At 63.7% G+C, this 234-nt stretch carries 1 pseudogene; it reads right to left on the bottom strand.

The annotated features are described in order from the left end of the window. Positions 1-234, bottom strand: a pseudogene (locus tag SB771_RS37175) (F0F1 ATP synthase subunit alpha); the annotation flags it as partial.

Below are 234 nucleotides of genomic sequence, written 5' to 3'. Positions count from 1 at the left end.
AGCAGACGCGAGTGCAGATAGAACACGTCGCCCGGATACGCTTCACGGCCCGGCGGACGGCGCAGCAGCAGCGAGATTTGACGGTATGCCCAAGCCTGCTTGGTCAAGTCGTCATAAACGATCAGCGCGTCCTGGCCGCGGTCGCGGAAGTATTCGCCCATCGTGCAGCCGGCGTATGGCGCCAGGTACTGCATGGCAGCCGATTCCGAAGCCGAAGCGGCGACGACGATCGTG

This window comes from Burkholderia sp. SIMBA_051 (assembly GCF_046534915.1).
Taxonomy (GTDB): Bacteria; Pseudomonadota; Gammaproteobacteria; order Burkholderiales; family Burkholderiaceae; genus Burkholderia; species Burkholderia ambifaria.
Note: the sequence above shows the minus strand (reverse complement) of the source record. Positions and strands in the feature narration are given on the sequence as shown.